Source organism: Mumia sp. ZJ1417 (genome assembly GCF_014127285.1).
Lineage (GTDB): Bacteria > Actinomycetota > Actinomycetes > Propionibacteriales > Nocardioidaceae > Mumia.
Genome location: NZ_CP059901.1, coordinates 532638 through 547815, shown reverse-complemented (window position 1 = coordinate 547815; position 15178 = coordinate 532638). Strand labels below are relative to the sequence as shown.

General features: G+C 70.9%; 15 protein-coding genes. 9 read left to right on the top strand and 6 right to left on the bottom strand.

Features of this window, described 5'->3' with window-relative positions:
• The first annotated feature begins 15 nt into the window (after positions 1-15).
• The gene (locus H4N58_RS02575) at positions 16-1518 is read left to right on the top strand and encodes a carboxyl transferase domain-containing protein (RefSeq protein WP_167249136.1); all 1503 of its coding nucleotides are present in this window, start codon (positions 16-18) and stop codon (positions 1516-1518) included.
• The gene (gene mshD, locus H4N58_RS02570; protein WP_167249138.1) at positions 1515-2336 is read left to right on the top strand and encodes a mycothiol synthase; all 822 of its coding nucleotides are present in this window, start codon (positions 1515-1517) and stop codon (positions 2334-2336) included. Before H4N58_RS02575 ends, mshD begins: the two co-directional genes overlap by 4 nt.
• A 7-nt stretch (positions 2337-2343) precedes the next feature.
• Here the strand turns inward: mshD and H4N58_RS02565 are convergent, their stop codons facing one another.
• Positions 2344-2988, bottom strand: coding sequence for a hypothetical protein (locus tag H4N58_RS02565; protein ID WP_167249140.1), 645 nt, complete (start codon positions 2986-2988; stop codon positions 2344-2346).
• A 32-nt stretch (positions 2989-3020) separates the two neighbouring features.
• A complete protein-coding gene (locus H4N58_RS02560) occupies positions 3021-4073 on the bottom strand; it encodes an alpha/beta hydrolase (protein ID WP_243845030.1) in 1053 nt (350 codons plus the stop codon).
• 85 nt (positions 4074-4158) lie between these two features.
• Between H4N58_RS02560 and H4N58_RS02555 the strand changes: the two genes are divergently transcribed.
• Positions 4159-6363, top strand: coding sequence for an RNA degradosome polyphosphate kinase (locus H4N58_RS02555; RefSeq protein ID WP_167249142.1), 2205 nt, complete (start codon positions 4159-4161; stop codon positions 6361-6363).
• Complete coding sequence (locus H4N58_RS02550) at positions 6360-7277, top strand: NUDIX hydrolase (RefSeq protein WP_167001400.1); 918 nt, start codon at positions 6360-6362, stop codon at positions 7275-7277. Before H4N58_RS02555 ends, H4N58_RS02550 begins: the two co-directional genes overlap by 4 nt.
• On the opposite strand, the gene H4N58_RS02545 is transcribed toward H4N58_RS02550, so the two are convergent.
• Positions 7177-8448: an MFS transporter gene (locus H4N58_RS02545; protein ID WP_167249144.1), complete on the bottom strand. Its 1272-nt coding sequence runs from the start codon at positions 8446-8448 to the stop codon at positions 7177-7179. The two genes, H4N58_RS02550 and H4N58_RS02545, sit on opposite strands and share 101 nt — an antisense overlap.
• A gap of 60 nt (positions 8449-8508) precedes the next feature.
• Here H4N58_RS02545 and H4N58_RS02540 point away from each other — a divergent pair, with 60 nt between their 5' ends.
• The 5 genes from H4N58_RS02540 to pstB all read left to right on the top strand — a co-directional run bounded on the left by H4N58_RS02540 (position 8509) and on the right by pstB (position 13128).
• Positions 8509-8895 (top strand): MerR family transcriptional regulator, encoded by a 387-nt coding sequence (locus tag H4N58_RS02540; protein ID WP_167249147.1) that lies wholly within the window; start codon positions 8509-8511, stop codon positions 8893-8895.
• A gap of 145 nt (positions 8896-9040) precedes the next feature.
• Positions 9041-10138: a phosphate ABC transporter substrate-binding protein PstS gene (gene pstS, locus H4N58_RS02535; RefSeq protein WP_182397133.1), complete on the top strand. Its 1098-nt coding sequence runs from the start codon at positions 9041-9043 to the stop codon at positions 10136-10138.
• A gap of 85 nt (positions 10139-10223) precedes the next feature.
• Positions 10224-11189, top strand: a complete 966-nt coding sequence (gene pstC / locus H4N58_RS02530; protein ID WP_243845031.1) for a phosphate ABC transporter permease subunit PstC — start codon at positions 10224-10226, stop codon at positions 11187-11189.
• The gene (gene pstA / locus H4N58_RS02525) at positions 11186-12271 is read left to right on the top strand and encodes a phosphate ABC transporter permease PstA (protein WP_167249149.1); all 1086 of its coding nucleotides are present in this window, start codon (positions 11186-11188) and stop codon (positions 12269-12271) included. Before pstC ends, pstA begins: the two co-directional genes overlap by 4 nt.
• 2 nt (positions 12272-12273) lie before the next feature.
• Positions 12274-13128, top strand: coding sequence for a phosphate ABC transporter ATP-binding protein PstB (gene pstB / locus H4N58_RS02520; RefSeq protein WP_167002297.1), 855 nt, complete (start codon positions 12274-12276; stop codon positions 13126-13128).
• A 110-nt stretch (positions 13129-13238) separates the two neighbouring features.
• Here pstB and H4N58_RS02515 read toward each other — a convergent pair whose 3' ends face one another.
• The 3 genes from H4N58_RS02515 to H4N58_RS02505 form a co-directional block, all read right to left on the bottom strand.
• On the bottom strand, positions 13239-14249 hold the full coding sequence (locus tag H4N58_RS02515; protein WP_279587721.1) for an inorganic phosphate transporter: 1011 nt from the start codon (positions 14247-14249) through the stop codon (positions 13239-13241).
• A gap of 2 nt (positions 14250-14251) precedes the next feature.
• On the bottom strand, positions 14252-14869 hold the full coding sequence (locus tag H4N58_RS02510; RefSeq protein WP_167001396.1) for a DUF47 domain-containing protein: 618 nt from the start codon (positions 14867-14869) through the stop codon (positions 14252-14254).
• Between the two features lie 97 nt (positions 14870-14966).
• Complete coding sequence (locus tag H4N58_RS02505; RefSeq protein WP_167001395.1) at positions 14967-15134, bottom strand: hypothetical protein; 168 nt, start codon at positions 15132-15134, stop codon at positions 14967-14969.
• Positions 15135-15178: the final 44 nt, after the last annotated feature.

The following is a 15178-nucleotide window of genomic DNA, read 5'->3' as shown; positions in this document are numbered from 1 at the left end:
CCGAGAGGACCGTCCATGAGCGCCCGCCGTACGGCGTCCGACCTGATCGAGCACGTCCTCGACGCCGACTCGTTCGTCTCCTGGGACGCACCGATCGACGTGTCGCGCTGGCCGCAGAGCTATCAGCGCGAGCTCGCCCGAGCCGCTGAGCGCTCGGGCCGCGACGAGTCCGTGATCACCGGTCGCGCCACCGTGCGGGGGCGGCCGGTCGCGGTGGTCGCGAGCGAGTTCCGCTTCCTCGCGGGCTCCATCGGCGAGGAAGCCGCGCGGCGGATCGTCTCGGCCGTACGACGCGCGACCACGGAGCGCATCCCCGTCCTCGCGACGACGGCGTCCGGTGGCACCCGCATGCAGGAGGGCACGCCCGCCTTCGTCCGCATGGTCGACATCTCGCGGGCGATCATGTCGCACAAGGCCGCCGGCCTGCCGTACCTCGTACACCTCGGGCACCCGACCACCGGCGGCGTGTTCGCCTCGTGGGGCTCTCTCGGCCACGTCACCGTCGCCGAGCCCGGCGCGCTGGTGGGGTTCCTCGGCCCGAAGGTCTACGAAGTGCTCCATCACCACCCGTTCCCCGAAGGCGTGCAGACCGCCGAGAACCTCGTCGCGCACGGCATCATCGACGCCGTCGTCTCCGCGGAGGACCTCCCTGCGCTCGTCGACAGGACGCTCGGCATCCTCATCGATCCCCCGAAGCCGCCGACACTGGCGCGCAGGAAACCCGCAGACGGGCCGAGCCTGTCGACCTGGGAGGCGATCGAGCGCACCCGCGGGACCGACCGCGCCGGCGTACGCGACGTGCTGCGGGTCGGCGGCGAGGACACGATCCGGCTCCAGGGGACGGACGAGGGTGAGCGCGACAGCGCCATGATCGTCGCCCTCACCCGGCTCGACGGCGAGCCGTGCGTCGTGGTCGGCCAAGACCGCAAGGCGCAGTCCCGCTCTCCCATGGGACCCGCGGCGCTGCGTGAGGCGCGCCGCGGCATGCGGCTGGCCAACGAGCTCGGCCTCCCCCTCGTCTCGGTGATCGACACCCCCGGCGCCGAGCTGTCCAAGGCGGCCGAGGAGGGCGCCCTCGCCGGGGAGATCGCGCGCTGCATCGCCTCCATGTCCACGATGACCGTCCCGACGGTCGCGGTGCTGCTCGGCGAAGGGTGCGGCGGCGGCGCGCTCGCGCTCTTCCCCGCCGACGTCGTCGTGGCCACCCAGAACGCGTGGCTCTCGCCGCTGCCTCCCGAAGGCGCCTCGGCGATCGTCCACGGCGACGCCGACCACGCCGCTGAGATGGCGGCGGCGCAGCGAGTGTCGGCGGCAGACCTGTTCGTCGCCGGCACCGTGCACGTCCTCGTCCCGGAGGAGGCAGACGACGACGACGACCCGGCCGGACTCGCGCGTGCCGTCGCCGCCGAGGCTGCGACCCAGATCAGACGGCTCCGTACGGAGTCCTCCTCCGGGACGTCATACGTAGCGAGGCCTACCGCCCACCGTTCGGATGACGTCCCGGGAGGTGGGCGATGAGCATCCCCGACCCACGGATCGCCCTCGCCGAACGAGTCGCGGACGTCGACGGCGTCTCCCCGCTCAACGAGGCGAGCCGGATCGCGATCGCCGCCGGTGAGCCGCCGCGCGTCGACCGTACGGTCGAGCAGGACGGCGCGCTCGTCGCGGCCGCGTACGCCGCGGGTGACGCGCCGGTCGAGCTCTTCGTCGCCCCCGGCCACCGCCGTCACGGACTCGGACGCGGGCTCCTCGACACCGTCCTCGACGCGGGCGAGTCACGCTTCTGGGCCCACGGCGACCTTCCCGGGGCTCAGCACCTCGCCCTTACGACGGGCCTCGAAGCCGTCCGCACTCTCCTCGTCCTGTCGCGGGACGCCGCGCTGCCGCTGCCGGACGAGCGCACGCTCGACGCGGTCACGCTCCGCACGTGGCGCGACGACGACGCCGAGCCGCTCGTCGCGGTGAACGCCCGCGCGTTCGCTGGCCACCCCGAGCAAGGGGCGATGGACCTCGCCGACCTGCGGGCGCGCATGGCGCAGCCGTGGTTCGACCCGGCCGGGCTCTTCGTGGCCGAGCGCGACGGCGCGATCGTCGGATTCCACTGGACGAAGGTCGAGGACGGAGTCGGCGAGGTCTACGTCGTCGGTGTGGACCCGTCCGCGCAGGGGCTCGGCCTCGGCAAGGCGCTGACGCTGCGCGGGCTGCACCACCTCGTGAGCCTGGGCGTGGAACGCGTCGACCTCTATGTGGAGGGTGACAACGTGCCCGCCCTCGCCACGTACGAAGGGCTCGGGTTCAGCGAGAGCGCGCGCGACGTCCTCTACGAACGCGCCTGACAACCGGTCAGGCCGCGCGCCCGACCCAGAGCTGGTGCCCGGCACCGACGTCGACCGTCCCGACGCCGACGAAGCCTGCGGACTCGAGCACAGCGACGCGCTCCGGCTCGAGCGAGGCCGCGGCGGCGACACCGCCATCGAGTGCTTCCAGCGCGGGCATGATGGTCGCCCGCATGACGGCAGGCGCCGCAAGACGCGAGACGTGCTGCGCCACCCCCAGACCGCTGAGGATCTGCTCGGGATCGATCCGCTCGAGGAGGGCCGCCACCTCGAGCGACGCCCCTGCCAGCGCAGCGCGGACCTCGGCGCCGGGGTCGAGCGCCGCGGCGAGCGAGGGACCGTGCAGCTCGCGGAGCAGGACGTCGCGCAGCCCGTCCCCCGCACCGGTCTCGACCGCCGGCATCCACACCGACGCGGCCTCCAGGACCCCGTTGCGCTCGGCGACCCAGAGCTGACCGTGCTGCAGGACGACGTGGCTCAGCGCCATCCGGGCCACCGACGCGGCGACCTCAGGGTCGGCAGGACCGTCCGGAAACCCGTCGCCGTCGACGTCGATCTCAGGTGCTGACGACTCGAGCAGACGGGCTGCGCTCGTGACGTCGACGATGCCCGCGGGGCGGACGGTCAACGGTGCGGTCGTGGTGGCGGTCATGCCTCCAGCGTGTCAGCGCGAGCCAAACATGCTCAGCTCCGGTGGAGTCCGCGGCGCAGTGCGCGAGCCGCGCGGCGCATCGCCGCAGGGGCAGCCGTGCCGAGGGCGACCATGTTGGCGAAGGAGTGGATCAGCCCGTCCTCGCAGACGTACGTCACCTCGACACCGGCGGCGCGCATCGCCTCGGCGTACGCCTCGCCCTCGTCGAGCAGCGGGTCGAACCCGGCGGTGACGACGTAGGCCGGCGGAAGACCCTCGAGCTTGCCGTACAGCGGAGAGAGCCGCGGGTCGGCCGGATCCGGCGCGGACGCGGTGTAGCTGTCGGACGAGAGGTCGATGAAGCCGCCGGTGAGGAAGAACCCGGTCTCCATCTCCGTACGACTCGGACGCTTCTCGACGAAGTCGACGGCGGGATAGATCAGCAGCTGGTACGCCGGAGGGACGACGCCCGCCGGCTGCTCCGTACGACCGACGACCTGCTGGGCGACGACGGTCGCGAGGTTGCCGCCCGCGGAGTCACCGCCGACCGCGACGCGGTGCCGGTCGATCCCCAGCGCGTCGGCGTGCGCGAGCACCCAGTCGTACGCCGCGAGGCAGTCGTCGGGCGCAGCGGGAAACGGGTGCTCGGGCGCGAGGCGGTAGTCGACCGCGACGACCCGGACCCCCGCCTGCTCGGCGAGGAACCGGCACATCGCGTCGTGGCTCTCGAGGTCGCCGTAGATCCAGCCGCCACCGTGGAAGAACACGAGCGCCGGCGCCGTCCCGGTGACCCCACGCGGCGCGTAGAGACGCAGCGGGAGCGGCCCGCCGGGTCCGTCGATCGTCCGGTCGTGCACCGAGCCGATCGGGAGCGCCCCACCGGCCATGGCTGCACTTGCGCGGATGATGCGGCGCCCGTGCGGGATCGGCACGGACTCCGCGGCCGGCCCCTCGAGCGCCTGCAGGGTCAGCAGCAGCCGCATCTGCGGGTCGAGGGTGCGGTGACGGCGGGTGACCGGCGCACCGGCGAGCCTGGCGATCACCGGCGCAGGCAGACGGAAGGCGGCGCGCAGCGCGGCTCCCTTGACGGATGTGGTGGAGGTCACGGCGGTACGGTAGCCGATCGCACCCCTCGGCGGCCGGTCGTTCGTAGGTCACCCGTAGGTCACTTTGCCGTGGCACGATGCCGTCATGGCCGAAGATCTCGCCACCACCAGCGTCGCGACCGCCACCGAGGAGCACCCACGCTCACCGGACTCCTTCGATGTGGACCCGCCGTACGAGGCCGTCACGGGAGACCTGCCCGACGACCGGTTCAGTGACCGCGAGCTCTCCTGGCTGGCCTTCAACGAGCGCGTGCTCGAGCTCGCCGAGGACCAGACGGTGCCGCTGCTCGAGCGCATCCGCTTCACGGCGATCTTCTCCGGCAACCTCGACGAGTTCTTCATGGTCCGCATCGCAGGCCTCAAGCGACGCATCGCCACAGGGCTGGCCTCCCGTCGCGCCAGCGGCATCCAACCGCGCGAGGTGTGGTCGGCCAGCCTCGAGACGAGCCGTGACCTCATGCTGCGCCAGGGCGCGCTGCTCACCGATACCCTGCGGCGCGAGCTCGACGGGCACGGGATCGCACTCCTGCACTGGGACGACCTCGACGCCGACGAGCGCAAGGGCGTGGGGCAGGTCTTCCGCGAGCGCGTGTTCCCCGTCCTGACCCCGCTGGCCGTCGACCCCGCGCACCCGTTCCCGTACATCTCCGGGCTCTCGCTCAACCTCGCGGTCATGATGCGCAACCCGGTCACCGGCAAGTCCCACTTCGCGCGCGTGAAGGTCCCGCCGATCTTCGACCGCTGGCTCGAGGTCGGCCCGCAGCGCTTCGTCCCGCTCGAGGAGGTCATCGCGGCGCACCTCGACGCGCTCTTCCCCGGGATGGAGATCCTCGCCCACCACTCGTTCCGCGTGACCCGCAACGAGGACCTCGAGGTCGAGGAGGACGACGCCGAGAACCTCCTCAAGGCCCTCGAGCAGGAGCTGTTGCGCCGCAAGTTCGGGCCGCCGGTGCGTCTCGAGGTCGAGGACACGATGGATGAGCACGTGCGCGAGCTGCTGGTTACCGAGCTCGACATCAGCCCCGACGAGGTGTTCGCGCTGCCGGCGCCGCTCGACCTCGCGAGCCTGCACCAGATCGCCGACCTCGATCGGCCCGAGCTGCAGTACGAGCCGTTCGTGCCGACGACCCACCCCGATCTCGCCGAGGTGGAGTCGGCGAGCCCGGTCGACATGTTCGCCGCGCTGCGCGAGCGCGACGTCCTGGTCCACCACCCCTACGACTCCTTCGCCACGAGCGTTCAGCGCTTCGTCGAGCAGGCGGCCGCCGACCCGCAGGTGCTCGCGATCAAGCAGACGCTCTATCGCACCTCCGGTGACTCGCCGATCATCGACTCGCTCGTCGACGCCGCCCGTGCCGGCAAGCAGGTGCTCGTGCTGGTCGAGATCAAGGCGCGCTTCGACGAGCAGGCCAACATCCGGTGGGCCCGCAAGCTCGAGCGGGCGGGCTGCCACGTCGTCTACGGGCTGCTCGGGCTCAAGACCCACTGCAAGCTGTGCCTGGTCGTACGGGACGAGCCCGACGGGCTGCGCCGCTACGCCCACATCGGCACCGGCAACTACAACCCCAAGACGGCACGCCTGTACGAGGACTACGGCTTGCTCACCACCGACACGAAGATCGCCGACGACCTGACGGACCTCTTCAACAACCTGTCCGGCTACTCCCGGCGCGAGTCGTACCGCCAGCTCCTCGTCGCGCCCGCCCGCCTGCGCCCCGGGATCGTCGAACGCATCGAGCAGGAGATCGACCACCACGGCGCGGGACGACCGGCCGACATCCGGATCAAGGTCAACTCGATCGTCGACGAGGAGGTCATCGACGCCCTTTATCGCGCGTCGCAGGCGGGGGTGCGGGTGCAGATGCTCGTCCGCGGCATCTGCGCCCTGCGGCCCGGCGTCCCGGGGATGAGCGAGAACATCGTCGTCCGCAGCGTGCTCGGGAGATTTCTCGAGCACAGCCGCGTCTTCTGGTTCGCCGGCGGCGGTGACCCGCAGGTCTGGATCGGGTCCGCCGACCTCATGCACCGCAACCTCGACCGGCGCGTGGAGGTGCTCGTGCAGCTCGGGCGTCCGGAGCACATCGCCGAGGTCGGGGCGATGCTCGACCTTGCGATGGACCCCGCCACGGACGCGTGGGACCTCGGGCCCGACGGCACCTGGACCCGGCGTTCGAGCTCCGAGGGGCCTCTCCTCGACCTCCAGCAGGAGACGATCGACCGCACCCGCGCACGGCGCGCCCGCGCACGCGCCGAGGCGAAGGACCACCCCGCGGTCGGCGGATTCGTGTGAACCGGCCGATCCGATGGTCGGCCGGCGCCCTGGTGTGGCGCCCCGCGCCGGGAGGCTCGCCGACGGACCTGCAGGTCCTGCTGGTGCACCGCCCGCGCCACGACGACTGGACGGTGCCCAAGGGGACTGTCGAGCGGGGCGAGGTGCGGCCTGTCACCGCGGTGCGCGAGGTCGAGGAGGAGACCGGCGTGACCGCGCGGCTCGGCGTGCCGCTCCTCGAGCTCGAGTACGAGTATGCGCCGGGCCGGATGAAGAACGTCGCCTACTGGGCCGCCACCGCGGTGCGCGGCGACGCCGACGCGTACGAGCCCAACAAGGAGATCGACGGCGTCGCGTGGGTCCCGCTCACGAAGGCGGCCAAGCGACTCTCGTACGACTCCGACCGCAGCGTGCTCGACGCCTTCGCCGAACGTCTCTCGTCCGGGGCTCTCGATGCGCGCACGCTGCTCGTCGTCCGGCACGCGACCGCCCGGCCACGCCAGCGATGGCGCAAGGACCCGCTCGCCCGCCCGCTCAGCGCGGAGGGCAAGAACGAGGCGCGTGGGCTCCGCCCCCTGCTCGCGGCGTACGGGGTGCACCACCTGCGCTCGAGCGCCGCCCTGCGGTGCGCCGCCACGCTCAGTCCGTACGCCGATGCCCTGCACCGGCCGATCGTGCTCGACCACCGCCTCGACGAGCCCCGCGAGGGTGGTCCCGAAAAGAAGCGACCGGTCGCCGAGGCGATGGCCGAAGCCGTCGACCACAAGCGACCGGTCGTCGTCTGCGGCCACCGCCCCGTGCTTCCGCGGATGCTCGAGGTGGTCGGCGTGGACGCTAGCGCGGTCGACGCCGATCCCTTGCCGGCTGCAGGTCTGGTCGTGGTGCACCACCGTCGGGGCGAGGTCCGCGCGATCGAGCGCCACGACCCGCACTGATCGTCAGACCGAGCGCCGCCACCGTCATCATCACTGCCGCGACCGGGGCGAGGGCGTCGGCGCCACGGTTCTCCAGCAGCCAGGCCCCGGAGGCGGCACCCGCAGCGATCCCAAGGTTGAGCGCGGTGACGACGACCGCCCCGGCGGCGCCGCGGGCCGCCGGCGAGGCGATCCGCATGACCGTCGCCTGGAAGATCGGCGGGAGCAGCCCGATCATCGTTCCCCAGACCGCGATGACCACCAGGGCGGCCGCGGTGCTGGTGTCGAGCGCCGTGAGGGCGAGCACGGTGAGCGCGAAGGCGATCGCGGTCCCCGGGAGGGCGGCCCTCGGGTAGCGGTCCGACAGCGGTCCGGCGATGGCGAGCCCAAGCGCTCCGGTGGCCCCGAAGAGCGCGAGGACGCCGCCGAGCGCCGAGGGCTCCATGCCGGCCACCCGCGTCACGAGCGGACCGACGTAGGTGAACACCTGGAAGTGGCCGACGAGCAGCAGTGCACTCAAGGTCGCGGTGACGGCCACGCGGACGAGAGAGCGGTCGCGGCCCGCCGAGGCGGTGCCCGTGGGCTCGGGACTCGCGCCGGGGGCGGTGTCACGAGGAAGCACCTTCGCGAGTGCGACGGCGGCGACGGCCAGGAGGACGCCCGCGCCGACGAGCACCACACGCCACCCGACGAGCTCGGCTGCCGCCGTGCCGAGCGGTACACCCACGATGCCCGCCGCGGTCGGCCCGACGAGGACCACCGACACCGCCTTGCCGAGGTGCCGTTCGTCGACGATCGAGGCCGCGTACGGGACGAGCAGCGCCCACAGGAGCCCGTGGGCGGCAGCCGCGACGATCCGTGCGACGACCAGCAGCCCGTACGCCGGGGCGAGCGCGGCGAGCACCGCGGCCCCCGCGCTCACCACCACCGCACCGAGCATCACCGCACGACGAGGCAGGCGGCGGGTGGCCCGCTCCAGCGGGAGGCTCAGGGCGGCGACCGTCAGCGCCCACGCCGTCACCAACAGCCCGATGCTGCCCCGCGAGACCCCGAGATCGTCGGCCATCGAGGGCAAGAGCCCGGCGGGGAGCAGCTCGACGGTCACGGTCGCGAAGGCCGCGCCGGCGAGGGTCAGCAGCGCGGCCCACGTACGGCGGGTCATGCCCGGGAGAGTTGTCATCGTCTGTGTCATGCTGGGACCGTAGACCTTGACATCTGTGTCAAGGTCAAGCCCGATCCGAGAGGACGTGCCGTGCGTGTCGGAGAGCTCGCCGAGGCCACCGGGGTCGCACCCCGCATGCTTCGCTACTACGAGGAGCAGGGCCTGCTCACGTCCCACCGCGAGCCCAACGGCTACCGGTCGTACGACGACACCTCCGTGGAGCGGGTCCGTACGGTCAGGAGCCTCATCGCCTCCGGGCTGCCGACCCGCCTCGTCCGGATCGTGCTCGACGTCGAGGCGCTGGCCAACGCCGAGCTGCCACCCTCGTGCAGCCGCGAGTTCGCCGAGATGATGTCTGCCGAGCTCACCGCGCTCGAGGACAAGATCGCGTGCCTGACCAAGAGCCGCGACACCGTCACCCGCTACCTCGAGCGCACCGAGCACGGCGACCTCGTCGGCGCCGCACACCCCGCCTGACCACGGCGTACGTCACATCCGCGCGCCGACTCGTCGGCCACCGTTCACCTTCGGTTCACCTTCGTCCGGCTGCTGCTTCACCTGCGCTCCCTAACGTCAGCGTCGACACCAGAGATCGACATGACTTCCCAGAGAGGGAAAGCACGTGAACCGCACCAAGCTCCGCGTCGCCACACCGTTGGCACTGGCCGCTGTCGCGGCACTGACCCTGTCCGCCTGCGGCGCGGGCAACGAGGCCGACGCGACCGACGACGCGACCGAGAGCACGCTCAGCGGCACGCTCAACGGCGCCGGCGCAAGCTCGCAGGAGGCGGCGGTCGCCTCGTGGAAGCAGGGCTTCCAGACCGCGAACCCCGACGTGACTGTCAACTACGACCCGGCAGGTTCAGGCGCCGGACGCGAGCAGTTCATCGCGGGCGGCACCGACTTCGCCGGCTCCGACGCCTACCTCGACGACGAGGAGCTGACGGCCGCCGAGGAGCGCTGCGGGTCCGACGTGATCGAGGTCCCGACGTACGTCAGCCCGATCGCCGTCATCTACAACCTCCCGGGGGTCGACGGCCTGCAGCTGTCGGCCGACACCCTCGGCAAGATCTTCGCCGGCAAGCTCACCACTTGGGACGACGCGGCCATCAAGGCCGACAACCCCGACGCCACCCTCCCGTCGTCGAAGATCACGCCGGTCCACCGCTCGGACGACTCGGGCACGACCGAGAACTTCACCGCCTACATGGCTGCGGCGGCGCCGCAGAGCTGGACCGAGGGCGAGGTCGAGACCTGGCCGATCAAGGGCGGCGAGGGCGCGCAGGGCACGTCCGGTGTCGTCGCGACCGTCCAGGGCGGCGAGGGGACGATCGGGTACGCCGACGCCAGCCAGGCCGGCAGCCTCGGTGTCGCGTCGCTCAAGGTGGGCGAGGAGTACGTCGGGCCGAGCCCCGAGGCCGCCGCCAAGATCCTCGAGGCGTCGAAGCAGAAGGAAGGCCGCGGCGACACGCACCTCGTGATGGACATCGACCACACCACGACCGAGTCGGGCGTCTACCCCGCGGTCCTGCTGTCGTACCAGATCGCGTGCCTGCAGTACGACGACGAGGCCAAGGCCGACCTCGTCAAGGGCTGGCTCTCGTACGTCGCCAGCTCCGACGGCCAGCAGGCTGCCGCCGAGGGCGCCGGCTCCGCCCCGTTGACGAGCGCGCTCGAGGAGCGCATCGCCGACATCGTCGACGGGATCTCGGCGAAGTGATGCTCCTGCGGGCGGCCGTCCGTACCGGGGGATCGGACGGCCGCCCGCAGGTCACTCCGCACCGTCTCCACCAGAGGACCGCTTCGTGACCGACACCTCCACCCCGTCCCCGCCGCGGGACACCGCCGAACCCGCCGCCGCCAAGGGCAGGTTCGGCGACCGCATGTTCCTGGGCCTGTCCAAGGGCGCCGCGCTGGCGATCCTTGCGATCCTCGCGGGCGTCGCGATCTTCCTGACCGCAGAAGGCCTGCCGGGGATCACCGCCTCACCCGACGAGGTCAAGAGCGGCAAGACGTTCCTGGCGTTCGTGCTCCCGCTCGTCTTCGGCACGCTCTGGAGCGCGACGCTGGCGCTCGTGATCGCGGTGCCGCTCGCGGTCGCTGTGGCGTTGTTCCTCACCTACTACGTCCCCCGCAGGTTCGGTCAGACCCTCGGCTACGTCATCGACCTGCTCGCCGCTGTCCCGTCGGTCGTCTTCGGTCTCTGGGGCATGCGGGTCCTCGCCGGCAAGCTCGTCGGGCCGTACGAATGGCTCGAGGCGCACCTCGGGTTCCTCCCGTTCTTCGGCGGCCCCGCCTCCGCGACCGGTCGCACCATCCTCACCGCCGCGATCGTGCTCGCCGTGATGATCCTGCCGATCATGACGGCCATCGCGCGCGAGGTCTTCCGCCAGACGCCGGTGCTCCTCGAGGAGGCGGCGCTCGCCCTCGGAGCGACCCGCTGGGAGATGATCCGCACGGTCGTCCTGCCGCACGGCCGCTCCGGGATGATCGGCGGCGCGATGCTCGGCCTCGGGCGTGCGCTCGGCGAGACGATGGCCGTCGCGATGGTCCTCTCGGCCTCCGGCGTCATCACCTTCAACCTCATCAGCTCGACGAACCCGAGCACGATCCCGGCCAACATCGCGCTGCAGTTCAACGAGGCCTCGGGGCTGACGGTGAACGCGCTGATCGCGTCCGGGCTGGTGCTCTTCCTCATCACCTTCGCCGTCAACGTCGGCGCGCGCGCCGTCGTGAACCGGCGCAAGGAGTTCTCGGGAGCCAACGCATGACCACGACCGCACCTCCTGCTCCCGAGCGCGACGCCGCACCCACGAGGCTGCGCAGCTGGCACCAGCCGCAGCTCCCGCGCGGATCCGGCTGGTACGCCCTGGCGCTCGCCGTCGTCGTCGCGTCGGCGCTACACGCCGGTCTCGACCTCCCCCTCGTCCCGTCCCTGCTGGCGGGCTGGGCCGTGGTCGGGATCGGCTTCCCGATCCTCTCGTACGCGATCGAGGGCCGGCGCAAGGCCATCGACCGGCTGGTCACCATCGGGGTCTCGAGCGCCTTCGCGCTGGCGATGGTGCCGCTGGTCTCGATCCTGTGGACCGTGCTCAAGAACGGGCTGCCGGTCCTCTCGGCGGAGTTCTTCGGCTACTCGATGCGCAACGTCGTCGGCGAGGGCGGCGGCATCTACCACGCGATCTGGGGCACGGTCCTCATCACCGCAGCCGCCGCGGTGATGTCGGTGCCGCTGGGTCTGCTCACGGCGGTCTACCTCGTCGAGTACGGCGGCGACGGGCGTCTCGCCAAGGCGATCCGCTTCCTCGTCGACGTCATGACCGGCATCCCGTCGATCGTCGCGGGCCTGTTCGCGTATGCCCTGTTCGTGGTGTTCTTCGGACCGGGGGTCCGGATGGGGCTCGCCGGCGCGGTCGCGCTGACCGTGCTGATGACGCCGGTCGTCGTCCGCTCCTGCGAGGAGATGCTCCAGCTCGTCCCGAACGAGCTGCGCGAGGCGGCGTACGCGCTCGGTGTGCCCCGCTGGCGGGCGATCGTGAAGGTCGTCCTTCCGACCGCGCTCGCGGGTCTGGTCACCGGGATCACGCTCGCCGTCGCGCGCGTGATCGGCGAGACCGCGCCGCTCCTCATCACGGTGGGGATCACCGACTCGACCAACGTCAACCTGTTCGACGGGCGCATGGCAACCCTGCCGGTGTTCACCTACAGCTCCATCATGAGCCCGGGAGTCCCGCCCGAGCCGTCCATCGCACGGGCCTGGGGTGCCGCACTCGTGCTGATGCTGATCGTGATGGTGCTCAACCTCGTGGCCCGACTCGTGACCTACTTCTTCTCTCCCAAGGACAAGCGATGAGCATGCGATCCGTACTCCGCGACTCCGCCACGACGCCGGCAACCGGCGCGTCGGCCGCCGGCACCGCCCCCCGTCCCGCCGCGATCGGCATCGACGTGGAGGACCTCGACATCTACTACGGGGACGTCCACGCCGTCCGTGGCGTGACGCTCGCGATCCCGGCCCAGTCGGTGACGGCCGTGATCGGCCCGTCGGGATGTGGCAAGTCGACGTTCCTGCGCTCGCTCAACCGCATGCACGAGGTCGCCCCCGGCGCCCGCGTCGAGGGGACGGTCCGCGTCGACGGACGCGACCTGTACGCGCCGGGAGTCGACCCCGTGCTCGTACGCCGCGAGATCGGCATGGTCTTCCAGCGCCCAAACCCCTTCCCGACGATGTCGATCCGCGACAACGTCCTCGCCGGCGTACGCCTCAACGGCGGCCGACTCAAGAAGGACGAGGCCGAGGCGCTGACCGAGCGCTCGCTGCGTGGGGCGAACCTCTGGGACGAGGTCAAGGACCGTCTGAACCGTCCCGGTGCCGGGCTCTCGGGCGGCCAGCAGCAGCGGCTCTGCATCGCCCGCGCGATCGCCGTGGAGCCGCAGGTGCTGCTGATGGATGAGCCGTGCTCGGCACTCGACCCGATCTCGACCAGCGCGATCGAGGACCTGATCGGCCAGCTCAAGGAGACGTACACGATCGTCATCGTCACCCACAACATGCAGCAGGCGGCCCGGGTGTCCGACGAGACGGCGTTCTTCAACCTCGCCGGTATCGGCGAGCCCGGGCAGCTCATCGAGTCCGGGTCGACGACCAAGATCTTCTCGAACCCCGACAACCCCTCGACCGAGGCCTACATCACCGGCCGCTTCGGGTAGGCCGTACGGCGCTGGCCCCGTACGAAAAGGCGTCCTCCGACCCAGTGGGTCGGAGGGCGCCTTTGTGCGTGGTCTCGACAGGCTCGACCAGCGGGGGTGTCGACAGGCCCCTACGGCAGGAACAGTGCGCAGATCCAGTAGGTGACCGCCGCCACGAGCGCCGCGGCGGGGATCGTCACGATCCACGCCATCACGATGCCCCGCGCGACGCCCCAACGAACGGCGCTGAACCGCTTGGTGGCGCCAGCGCCCATGATCGACGAGGTGATCGTGTGGGTCGTCGAGACCGGAGCGTGCAGACCGATCGCCATCACGTACAGCACCGCTGCCGCCGTCGCCTCGGCTGCGAAGCCGCGAGCCGGGTCGAGGTGGATGATGCGGCGCCCGAGGGTACGCATGATGCGCCAGCCGCCCGAGTACGTCCCGAGCGAGATCGCTGTGGCCGCGCCGACCTTGACCCACAGTGGGATGCCGTCGTCGGCTGCCACGTATCCACCGGCGAGCAGCGCGAGGAACATGACGCCCATCGTCTTCTGCGCGTCCTGGAGACCGTGACCGAGCGCCATCGCGGCGGCCGAGACGGTCTGCGCGAGCCGGAACCCGCGCATCGTCCGGTGCGGGTTGCGATGCCGGAAGATCCACATGATCGCCAGCATGAGCAAGAACGCGCCGCTGAAGCCGACCACCGGCGAGATCACCATCGGGATGGCGACCTTGTCCACCACCGTGTTCCACTCGACGGTGCTCGCCGACGCGACACCGGCGCCGACCAGGCCGCCGATCAGCGCGTGGGACGAGGACGACGGAAGCCCGAAGTACCAGGTGATGAGGTTCCAGACGATCGCACCGACCAGCGCCGAGAGCACGACGGTGAGGCCGTGATTGCCGTCGCCCTCGACGCCTTCGGCGATGATGCTGCCAACCGTGTCTGCGACCTCGGTGCCGAGGAACGCTCCGATGAAGTTCATGATCGCGGCCATCACAAGAGCGATTCGCGGTGTCAGTGCCCGGGTGGACACTGACGTCGCGATCGCGTTGGCCGCATCGTGGAAGCCGTTGGTGTAGTCGAAGATCAGCGCAACGCTGATGACGAGGACGACCATGACCAGGGTGAGGTCCACCCTCAGGACTCCTTGACTGCGATCTGTTCGACCGTGTTGGCCACGGACTCGAGCGCGTCGACCGCGTCCTCGAGGGACTCGACGACGTCCTTGAGCTTGAGGACCTCGAGCGCCTTGTACTCGCCGGAGAAGAGTTTGGCGAGGATCCGGCGGTAGTCACGGTCGGCCTGGTTCTCGAGACGGTTGATCTCGATCCAGTACTCGGACAGGTCGGTCATCGTCCGCAGACGCGGCATGGCCTCGGCGGTGAGCTCGCAGCCTCGCTGGATCACTTCCACCATCGTGGCCATCCGGGACGGCATCGACTCCAGCTCGTAGAGGACGACCAGGTCGCCCGCCTCTTCGATGAAGTCCATGACGTCATCGAGGCTGCTGGCGAGCTTGTAGATGTCCTCACGGTCGAACGGCGTCACGAACGTCTGGTTGACGCGGTTGATGATCGCGTGTGTCGTGTCGTCGGCCGCGTGCTCGACCTCGCTCAGTTGCTTGGCGACAGCATCACGATCGGAGGACGCGTCCAGCATCTTCGCCAGGAGGTTCGCGCCGTCCACGAGGTGGTTCGCGAGCTCCGTGAAGAGGTCATAGAAGGATGTTTCAGTCGGTCGGATACGCAACCGCACGACAAGCTCCCGTCAGGGTGGGGTAAGGCCGCATTAATGGTAGGTCCTGCCCCTAGAGAGCGCGCAGGACGCCCTGGGTGTAGGCCGCGCGAGTGCGTCAGGCGCAGCCCTGGTGAGGGCGTACGCCTAGGATCTCATCGACGATCTGCTGGCTCAATGGACCGGGCGTCTCCGACGCGGCGATCATCAGGTTGCTCGTCATCTCGATCTCGTCGAGTGCGTCCTGATCGCGGAGACGCACGTCCAAGGGCTCCGGTGTCGCCACGACGGCCTCCTCCGCTCCAGGTCGACGGCTGTACCGCTTCAGGC

Coding starts and splice junctions, on each gene's coding strand:
- mshD (WP_167249138.1), top strand. CDS start 1,515: ATGAGCATCCCCGACCCACGGATCGCCCTCGCCGAACGAGTCGCGGAC.
- H4N58_RS02565 (WP_167249140.1), bottom strand. CDS start 2,988: ATGACCGCCACCACGACCGCACCGTTGACCGTCCGCCCCGCGGGCATC.
- pstB (WP_167002297.1), top strand. CDS start 12,274: ATGCGATCCGTACTCCGCGACTCCGCCACGACGCCGGCAACCGGCGCG.
- H4N58_RS02555 (WP_167249142.1), top strand. CDS start 4,159: ATGGCCGAAGATCTCGCCACCACCAGCGTCGCGACCGCCACCGAGGAG.
- H4N58_RS02545 (WP_167249144.1), bottom strand. CDS start 8,448: ATGACACAGACGATGACAACTCTCCCGGGCATGACCCGCCGTACGTGG.
- H4N58_RS02575 (WP_167249136.1), top strand. CDS start 16: ATGAGCGCCCGCCGTACGGCGTCCGACCTGATCGAGCACGTCCTCGAC.
- pstA (WP_167249149.1), top strand. CDS start 11,186: ATGACCACGACCGCACCTCCTGCTCCCGAGCGCGACGCCGCACCCACG.